This window comes from Streptomyces sp. NPDC097640, from assembly GCF_040302705.1.
Classification (GTDB): Bacteria; Actinomycetota; Actinomycetes; order Streptomycetales; family Streptomycetaceae; genus Streptomyces.
Genome location: NZ_JBEOSB010000057.1, coordinates 18,380 through 27,336 on the forward strand (window position 1 = coordinate 18,380; position 8,957 = coordinate 27,336).

5 protein-coding genes and 2 pseudogenes are annotated in these 8,957 nt (G+C 67.2%); 4 read left to right on the forward strand and 3 right to left on the reverse strand.

The genetic code is table 11. From position 1 onward, the window contains the following. Positions 1 to 84: 84 nt before the first annotated feature. Positions 85 to 2,892 (reverse strand): hypothetical protein, encoded by a 2,808-nt coding sequence (locus ABTY62_RS46840; protein WP_352135518.1) that lies wholly within the window; start codon positions 2,890 to 2,892, stop codon positions 85 to 87. Beyond that, positions 2,889 to 3,326, reverse strand: a complete 438-nt coding sequence (locus ABTY62_RS46845) for a hypothetical protein (protein ID WP_352135519.1) — start codon at positions 3,324 to 3,326, stop codon at positions 2,889 to 2,891. The genes ABTY62_RS46840 and ABTY62_RS46845 overlap by 4 nt, the downstream gene beginning before the upstream one ends. Positions 3,327 to 3,780: 454 nt before the next feature. Between ABTY62_RS46845 and ABTY62_RS46850 the strand changes: the two are divergent. From ABTY62_RS46850 to ABTY62_RS46860, 3 genes and pseudogenes are all read left to right on the forward strand, one after another. Continuing rightward, positions 3,781 to 4,348: pseudogene (locus ABTY62_RS46850) on the forward strand (transposase family protein); the annotation flags it as partial. Between the two features lie 865 nt (positions 4,349 to 5,213). Next, a complete protein-coding gene (locus tag ABTY62_RS46855; RefSeq protein WP_502997662.1) occupies positions 5,214 to 5,519 on the forward strand; it encodes a hypothetical protein in 306 nt (101 codons plus the stop codon). Continuing rightward, on the forward strand, positions 5,516 to 5,776 hold the full coding sequence (locus tag ABTY62_RS46860) for a hypothetical protein (protein WP_089513382.1): 261 nt from the start codon (positions 5,516 to 5,518) through the stop codon (positions 5,774 to 5,776). Before ABTY62_RS46855 ends, ABTY62_RS46860 begins: the two co-directional genes overlap by 4 nt. Positions 5,777 to 6,093: 317 nt before the next feature. Here ABTY62_RS46860 and ABTY62_RS46865 read toward each other — a convergent pair. Continuing rightward, a pseudogene (locus ABTY62_RS46865) lies at positions 6,094 to 7,207 on the reverse strand (integrase core domain-containing protein). A gap of 1,045 nt (positions 7,208 to 8,252) precedes the next feature. Here ABTY62_RS46865 and ABTY62_RS46870 point away from each other — a divergent pair. Beyond that, positions 8,253 to 8,957 (forward strand): integrase (locus tag ABTY62_RS46870; protein ID WP_352135521.1); only part of this gene is annotated, 705 nt, incomplete at its 3' end.

The following is an 8,957-nucleotide window of genomic DNA, read 5'->3' on the forward strand; positions in this document are numbered from 1 at the left end:
ACACCCTTCACGTCGGCCACTTCCACGCCCTCTAAGCGCCGATGCGCCACACCAGACGCTGGGGCCCAATGCCGACAGCAGGTTCTAGGGCTGGTGCAGGAGGAGGCGCCGGATTCGAGCGGCCTCACCGGGTCGGTCTTCCGCGGACAGTTGCTCCGCAAGAGAGGTGCCGACGTCGTGGTACGTCATCCCTCTGTCCAGTGGTGCGTGTCCGCGCCGCATGAGGTCCGTGGACCGGTCGAAGAGCTCGACGGCCTCTTCGAGGAGGTCGCTGTCCATGGCCCGGACGTAGACGGCGAGGAACAGGGCGGAGATGTGGTAGGCGAAGGCTGCCGGGTCGGTGTTCGTCAACTTCCCGTAGAGCTCGACGTTTTCATGGGTGGCGGCGACCGCCTCCGCGTGCCTCTCCGCCGCTTCTTCAGGTCTGTCTTCGTTGTTCGACGCTATGGCCAGACCGAGCAAGGTGGCGACCTTCATGCTCAACGCCTCGCCCAACGTGTACAACTCGACGCCCGGCTGTCGTGCGGTGACGCGGCGAAGGATCGCCACGCCCTCGTGAACCGCCGTCAGGCTCTCTTCCGGGCGTTGCTGCATGACCAGGCGCCCGGCGAGTCCGATCAACCCGTCCGCCAATGAACGTTCGTAGGCCGCGGGGTTGGCCCGGGCGAGGTCCCGGTACAGGTCGACGGCCTCCTGCGCGGAGGGCACCGCGTCCGGGCTCCCGACGGCTTCGAGGGATCGTGCGAGCTGCTGCAACTCGACTGCGAGCTGCTGCGCGTTGCCGGACGGGTTCTTGGCCGCGAGCCGACGACGCACCGCTACGCCCTCGCGGGCCAGCGCGAGCGACTCTCGTGGACGCCCGGTGTGCTGGTAGCACATGCCGAGCGCTGCCAGCGACGCCGCGAAGTTTGAGTCATGAGCGTGGGCGTCGGAGACCACGAGGTCCCGGTAGAGTCCCACGCATTCCTCCAGCACCACCGCCGCGTCCGCCGCGTGTCCGGCCTGAAACAGATCCCGCCCGTGACCCTGCAGACCACTGGCCAAGTCCGGTATGAACATGCGGTCCTCGCCAGCCAGTTCGCGCTTCAGCGCCACCGCTTCCTCAGTCGCGGCTCGCGCCTCTGCTCGTCGGCCGGTGATGTCCAGCCGCTTGGCGTAGGTGTTCAGCCCCATGGCGAGATTGGCCTCGACAATCCGGCGTTGAGGGGTGCGACGCATGCTCATGGCCGCTTCCCTCAGCTCGCTGACGCTGGTCGCCGCCTCGGCCAGGGCTTCCTCGAACCGGCCGGCGTGTGTCAGCCGCACCCCGTGCTCGTGCCGGGTCACGGCCCGATCGTTGAGGTTGCGGGCACGCGCCAGCCGGTGCGGGAGTAGCCGGGTGCTCACCGCGGCGATACCGGGGTCCAGGTCGGGGGTCGGCTGTTGGTGCGACGGGAAGAACATGGCGATGGCTTCGAGAAGGTCCGCGTCGATGTCTTCGAGTTCCGCCAGAGCGGCCAGTGTGGCGCTGCCTCCGATCACGGCGAGTTGCGGAACACCGGCGAGCAGCGGGAAGAGGTGGAGGGAGCCCACGTGGGGCCAGCGCACTGCTGCGGCGGCCAGGAAGACCACCGCACGGGCCATCCAGTCCCCCTCGATGGGGCTGCCGACGACGTCGGCCTCGCGGAGCAGTGCGTTGACGGTCTCGCCGGCCCACTGCTGTCCCGGGTAGTCGGCCTGATGTCCGGCGAGGGTCAGGGCGAGGAAGTCCTCGCAGAGCCGGTCCGGGTACAAGGGTTCCAGGACAGTCCCGCGGTCGGGTTCCGCGGCGGGGTAGCACACGGCGTGGTCGGTGAGCAGCTGCCCGGCCGGGACGTGGACGGTGAGCGGATCGATGGCCGCACGGCCCACATCGGGGGTCACCGCTCCGGTGAGCGCCGCGGTGAAGACCGTGCGGTTCATGACGTGGGGAGGGGTGCGGAAGGCGGTTGCAAGCGGGGAGATCACGTGGTCGGGATCCCCGTGCAGACGTGCCCAGTGCAGGTGTTCACGGTCCAGGAGGTACGTGGACAGACCGGCGAGGTCATCGGGTGGCCGTACGCCCTGGACGGCCGCGTCGACGGCGACGAGAGCGGCCATGTGCACGGCCAGCGTCAGGCCGAACTCGGCCTCGCCGAGCTGGGCCGGAGCGGTGATCCCGGCTGTGGCGGCACCGTAGCGGGCGGCGAAGCTGTCTCGGGCCACGGTGAACATCTGGGCGCGCGGGGAGCCGGAGGCGCCCTCGTCGTCGGACAGCGGAGCCAGGCGCTGGGCCGATGTGCGCGCACCCTGGTTGACCAGGGCGGCACGCACTCCAGGCCACAGATCGCCACCCCGGGCCAGCAGCAACACCCTGGCGCTGCGCCCCCGGTCGCTGTGCAACAGGGCGTTGCTGAAGAGCCACAGCAGGTGCGACAGGGGCCATCGGTCGGCGTAGTCGACGATCAGCAGCACGCCCGCCTCTCCTGCGTCGGCGAGATCCTGGCTGCCGGGCGGGGGCAACACGCTGCCCGGGCCGTGGGTCGCCGTCACGACCTGCCAGCCGTCCCGCACGGACGCCTGCGCGAAGCGCTCGGCCAGCCGGGTCTTGCCCTGCCCTCCCGGCCCATGGAGCCATCGCACGGCGAGCGCGCCCTCCTCGTCCCGCCACGCCTGCAGCGAGGACAGTTCGGCGGCACGCCCGGTGAACTCCACCACTCGGAAGCGGGCGTTGAGCATGCGGCTGGGCACTTCCCGCAAGAACGCGTCCTCCGGAGTCACGATGGGCTGCCAACGCTGAAGGAGATACACGGGGACACCGTCCCCGAATACATGGATGTCCGCGCCGACGACCCCGTAGGCGAAACCGTTCTCGGCATGTACGGACTGGTTCACGAGTCCGACTCTTCTCGCTCTGCACAGCGACCCGCCGCAGGCGGGTTCGGCACGCCGTGGTGGTGTACGTGCACGCTGGCACCCGGCCCCAGAGCTCCATACGCCGAACCGCCGTCCCTGGCCACCACGCTCTGGTTCCAGTGGGGTTGAGCATCCCGGAGCTGTCGGCCGACTTCCTCGCTCAGGGCACGCAGCCCATCGACGGCATCAGGGCTGGCGCGCAGCAGGCTCTCCAACAGCCGCTGCCACCTTCGCTGCAACTCCTGACGGGCTCCCTCCGGGTCGACCGCGTCGCGCAGTTGGGCGGCGCTCGCCTCCAACTCGAGGTAGTCCTGGCTCCGTTCCGGATCCTCCTGAGCCCCGGCACCCCCACTGTGTCGACGGAAGACCGCCACGACACGATCGCGCGCAGACTCCCACGCGGTGGTCGCCATGGCCGTCACGATCGTGCTTGCTCCGGTCAGGGCGAGCGAGGACAAAGAATCCGACACGAGAGACCTCCCTCGTACGCGCCAACGTGACGCTCACCTCCGACCGATCGTACGCATCACCGTTCCCACGCGCAGCGGATCGGCCTGTGCGCGAGAGCGGCGCAACGTGTATGAGGATCCATGCCGAGTCGAGCGTGCGCAACGGCGCAACCCGCGCCCTGGTCTGCCATCGACGCCGAGGCAGGCCTCAAGGATGAGACGCTCCCAGCTCTCGACCACTGCAGCCGCCCACTGGTCGCCTCCCGACTGGCTGACGTTCCTTGTCGACGACGACCTTCTGTTCGTGGACGGGCGGGGGTTGCGTACAACTGCGGTGGCCAACAAGTGCGTTGCGGCCGGGACCGACAGAGAAGCGCCCGGAACTATCACCCTGATGGAAGTACGCCGAATGAGCCTTTCAACCTCATGTCGCTACATCCGCGCGGCGATCGATGTCCTGGCCAGCTTCGCGCCCTCCCTTCGCCAGGTGACGGACATCGTCCGGCGCAAGGCACTGGTCATCCTCGACGGCACTCTGCTCCCGATCGACCGCATCGCAGCCGACCGCCCGTACTACTCCGGAAAAGCCAGACGGCACGGCATGAACATCCAGGTCCTCACCCGACCCGCACGGCCGTTTGCTGTGGGGCTCGACCGCTCTGCCCGGGGCGACACACGACCTGACCGCCGCCCGCATCCACGGCATCATCGATGCCCTCGCCACCACCGGCACCACCTGCTACGCAGACCGCGCCTACCAAGGCGCGGGGCGGCACGTCCGGGTCCCGGTCCGCGGCCGAAAGCTCAAGCGGTGGCAGCGGCGCTACAACACCACCCACGCCAAGATCCGATGCGTCGGAGAGCAGGCCATGGCCACCTTGAAGACCTGGCGCGTGCTCCGGAAGATCCGGTGCAGCACCAACCGGATCACCGACCTCGTCAAAGCGATCCTCACCCTGCATCTGGCCACGTCAGCGGCAAGATGAAATCAGCTCACTTCCACCCGCTTGGCACACTATTTATCCCGACAAGGCCCCTCAAGGCTGTCTCGCTACGGCGCTCCAGAACCGGATACAGCACTCACACCCTGGGAGTGCCCCATCTACCGGCGGACGACAAGGGGCCTTACCGCCCCTTGACGCAGACCGTCCACCGCGACCGAAAGCCCCACGAACGGACTGCCTGCGGAAACCTGCCCACAAGGATCATCAACAGTCTCCCCCACCCCTGTCGCATGGGGAGCACGACACCGTGCTCCCACCGCGAAAGGTGCTCGAGAACCGACAAGGGGGCCTTATGCCTCTCGACGCAGAGAGCACCCGGATCGATCGGGTGACGTCAGGAGTCTGTGGTTGACGACGGCGCGAGAGGGCGTGGTACGGCGCCGTAGGTCTACCGGATCGGGTGACGGACGAATCGGACGCCGTTGACACGTCTGCGAGTTGGGAGCACGAGGGCTCCCAGAGGGCTCCCACTTGCTCCCAGCCCAGAAACGGCTAAGGCCGCCTCCGCTACCCGCAGAAACGGCCTCCGACCTGCGAAAACGCTGGTCGGGACGACAGGATTTCAACCTGCGACCTCTTGACCCCCAGCCCTGTGACCACTCTCAGCAACCATCCGTACCGCACCGTAGCACTCAGTTCGGATCCGTACCGCGCTCTTGCGCGCTGCGGAGCACGCCGCAATCAGCTACGCCCTGATAGCCCCGGATAGGCCATGCGAACACTTGCGGAGCGGACAAAGGTCTCCCACGGCTGCCCGTGCCTCCACGGTATGGTGCGACGTGCAAACCACGCACCGGAGGTCATCGTGAGCGCGCAGCCAGACGGCCCGTACGGACCCCTTGTCCCCATGCCTGACCTCACCCCTGACGCGCTGCGCGCAGCTGTCGCTCGGATCGCGCCCAGCAGGATCCCTGCGCTCACTCAGCACTTGTTCGAGGCGACCACAAACGCCCAGCAGACGCAGAGCCTCGCGCCCCTGCGGGCTTTCGTCCACTCATGGGCCGTGTTCGTCGCCATCGAGCGGCACCCGGAACGCGCCGCCCGCCTCCGTGAACTTGAGCAGATTGTCGATATGGCCGAACAGGACCCGACGACAGCCATCCATGAAATTCAGGAGATCCGCAAGGCCGCGGAGGCCGAGGCCGGGCTGTGACCGACTGGACCTGGGAGTACAACCCGAGCGAGGAGCACGTCGCCGACGGACTTGCGCCAGGCGTCGTGGCAGAGGTCGAGCGGCTGGCGACCGAACTCGCCGCGCTTGGAGTCGACGCGGCAAAGGTAGGTCGACCCTTCGACCGAGAAGGCGGACTCCGAGAATTCGACATTCTCGGCGGACGCGGCTTCATCAGCTTCCTCTCAGTACCACGCCACCACTGCATCTACATTTGCAACATCACCTGGTACGGATGACGTTCCTCTCGTACCAACGCCGTTGACGAGACTGCCGAGGACCCAGGTGCGCAGAATTTCCGGGTGTCGGCCCACTCACCGGCGCCCGGATACTCGCCGAGATCAGTGACGGTTGATCCGGCTTCACCGACGCGAAAGGCCTCAAAGCCTTCGTCGAGGCCGCACCGGTCACCAGGGGTCCGGAAGTAGCATCGCCTCCTCGCCCGCCGTGAGTACCGCCATGCCGCTTGACCAGCAACGATGACTTTTCGAGCCCGACAGGAGCCGGCCGACCCGGGGAGCAGCGCCTGAGTGCCTGAAGGGTGTCAATATTCCGATCAGGCTGCTGAGCTGGGCCTTTCCTGTGGATGTTGAGGCGGTCGGGGTGTCAGGGTGTGGTACTCGTTGAGCAGTCCGCCGAGTACCTGGCGGCGCCTGACTGTGGTGGCGGGCAGGGGGATGATGTTCGGGTCGTCGTCGGGAGCTCGTAGGCCAAGGCTTCGGTGGGCCCGTCCCGTGTTGTAGTGCTCGAGGTACTGGTTGAGGACCGTACGCAGGTGTCATTCGCCGGTGATGAGGAGCCGGTCGGTGCATTCGGCACGGGCTGTGCGTATCCATCGTTCGGCGAACGCATTGGACCGTGGGCTCTGCGGAGGCGTCGGGATGACGGCTGTGCCATTGCCGGCGAAGACAGCGTCGAACGCGGCAGTGAACTCGCTGTCCCGATCACGGATCAGAAACCGGAAGCACCCAGCCCTCTCCTCGAGATCCATGAGCAGATTGCGGGCGAGTTGGGTGACCCATACGCCGGTAGGGCGTGCGGTGACACCCATGACATGGACGCGCCGGGTGGCGATCTCCATGACGAAGAAGATATAGAGACGCTTGAGGAAGACGGTCTCCACGTGCATGAAGTCGCAGGCGAGCAGCGTGTGGGCCTGGGCGCGGAGGAACGCGCGCCAAGGCTGGCTGGCTTGCTCGTTGCGGTGCGGGCAGCAGACCGGAGCGGCGCGGGACGCGCCGGATCGTGGCGGCGGCAACCCTATGGCCAAGCCGTCGGAGTTCACCCTGGATTCTGACGTATCCCCAGGTCGGGTTCTCTGTCGCCAGGCGCTGGATGAGCGCGACCGTCTCTTCCGGCAACGGTGGCCGACCGGGTCCGACCGCTGTCTGGCGCCACTTCCAGCGCACCAGACGACGGTGCCAGTTCAGCAGGGTGCCCGGAGTGGCCAGCCGATGGCGACGCAAGGCGGATGGCAGGTGCCGCGCGAGAGCGGAGAGCACGGCACGATCAGCCCATGAGAGCTTTGGCCGCTTGATCTGCCGACGCAGCACGGCGACCTCATGACGAAGGGCAAGAATCTCGGCGTTGTTCGCGGCGGCCGACCGGCCCAGCAATAGAAGACAGCCCAGCAGTCGGCAGAAGATCAAGTAGAGCAGTCGCAGACCCACAATCGCTGACCATGCCCACACTTGGGCGAGCACAAAGCCCCAGGTCAACCACCGTACGGCAATAAAGACACCCTTCAGGCGAGCCGCTGCTCGCCGCCCCGGGTGAGCACACCAAGCCGATGGTCTGGGACGCGGTGCGGGCCGCACGCCCAGACGTGGTCCTGGTCCTGGTCCTGGTCCTGGTCCTGCCGTGCGGCTTCCCGCGCGAGCGCACCCTGCGCGAGGCACACCTGCTCACCCGGCTGCCGGGCTGGGCCGACCTGCCGGCGGTGCGGGCCGGGCGGGTCTGGGTGCTGGACGGGCCTTCCTACCTTGTCTTTCCGAGCCCCTCCGAGCGCCGTCGATCGCCTTCTTCGAAGGTCGACAGCCCCCTGCCAGCGGACTGGGCCGTTTCCAGTACGGGCCGTTTCCCCGGTGTCCAGCTCGGGCCACGCAGCAAACCATCGATCGAGACATTGCACAGCGTGGCCGACTGTCACACACCGCCCCGACCCCGCCGCACACAGCCAGAGCAGCGTCGGCGCAGGTCCCCAGGCAGCCACTTCCGATTACCTGCGTCCCACCAGCGTCCCGAATTCGGCGTCCACCCGCTCGCACAGCCCACCTGTGGCGGCTTGCCCCGGCAGCGAACTGAGACGTCCGCCCAGGTCAGAGCGGCGCCAACCAACCCTGATAGCCACGGCGTCGAACTCGCGAGCAGCGGATTCAGTCCGTTGGCCCAAAGTCCTCAATCCGCACGCCCGCTGCGACGTTTCCGCAGGTCAGAGACCTGCCCTGTGGGTGCCGGAAATTGTGTCACCCGAGCTGACCTGCTGGTTCGATCTGTCAAAGCTCAGCAGACCGCGAGCAGTTCTGAGGCAGCATGCTGCTGGTCGTGGTGATACGGCTGAACTATCTACTCGCCTGCCAGACCTCCCGATGGCTTGCCCTGCCCGCCCGCTCGAGTGCAGCGTAAGACGCACAGATCCTGATGCTCCGGCATCAACTCGCCATCGCGCGGCGATCCCAGCCGCCGCCCCGCTTCTCCTGGAGTGACAGGGCCGTCATGGCAGCACTGCTCCGGATCGTCAGCAAACAGCGGCGTACCCAGGTGGCCCTGCTGGTCACTCCGCGACCGGTCCTGCGCTGGCACGCACGGCTCATCGCCCGGAAGTGGACCTACCCGTCCCGTCGACCAGGCCGACCACCGAAACCAGAGGCGCTGCGGCAACTGGTCACACGTCTGGCCCGGGAGAACCCGGGATGGGGATACCGCCGCATCCACGGCGAGCTCCTCGGCCTGGGACGCAGCATCGCCGCCTCTACTGTCTGGTCGATCCTCAAGGAGGCCGGGATCGACCCGTCACCGCAGCGCACGGACCACTCCTGGTCTGTCTTCCTCAAAGCCCAAGCCACTGCGATCGTGGCCACAGACCTGTTCCATATCGACACGGTATTCCTGCGGCGCTGGTTCGTTCTGCTCTTCATCGAGCACGGCACCCGCCGTATACACATCGCCGGCATCACCCGACACCCCACCGGCCCATGGGCTACCCAGCAAGCACGGAACCACCTCATGGAACTGGGCGACCATGCCGAGTCGATCAGGTTCCTCATCCGGGACCGCGGCGCCTACGTCACCGACAGCTCCGACGCCGTCTTCCAAACGATCGGCGTGCGGATCCTTCCGACACTGCCCCAAGTGCCCCGGATGAACGCCATCGCCGAACGCCGGATCGGATCATGCCGCCGCGAAGCCACCGACCGCATC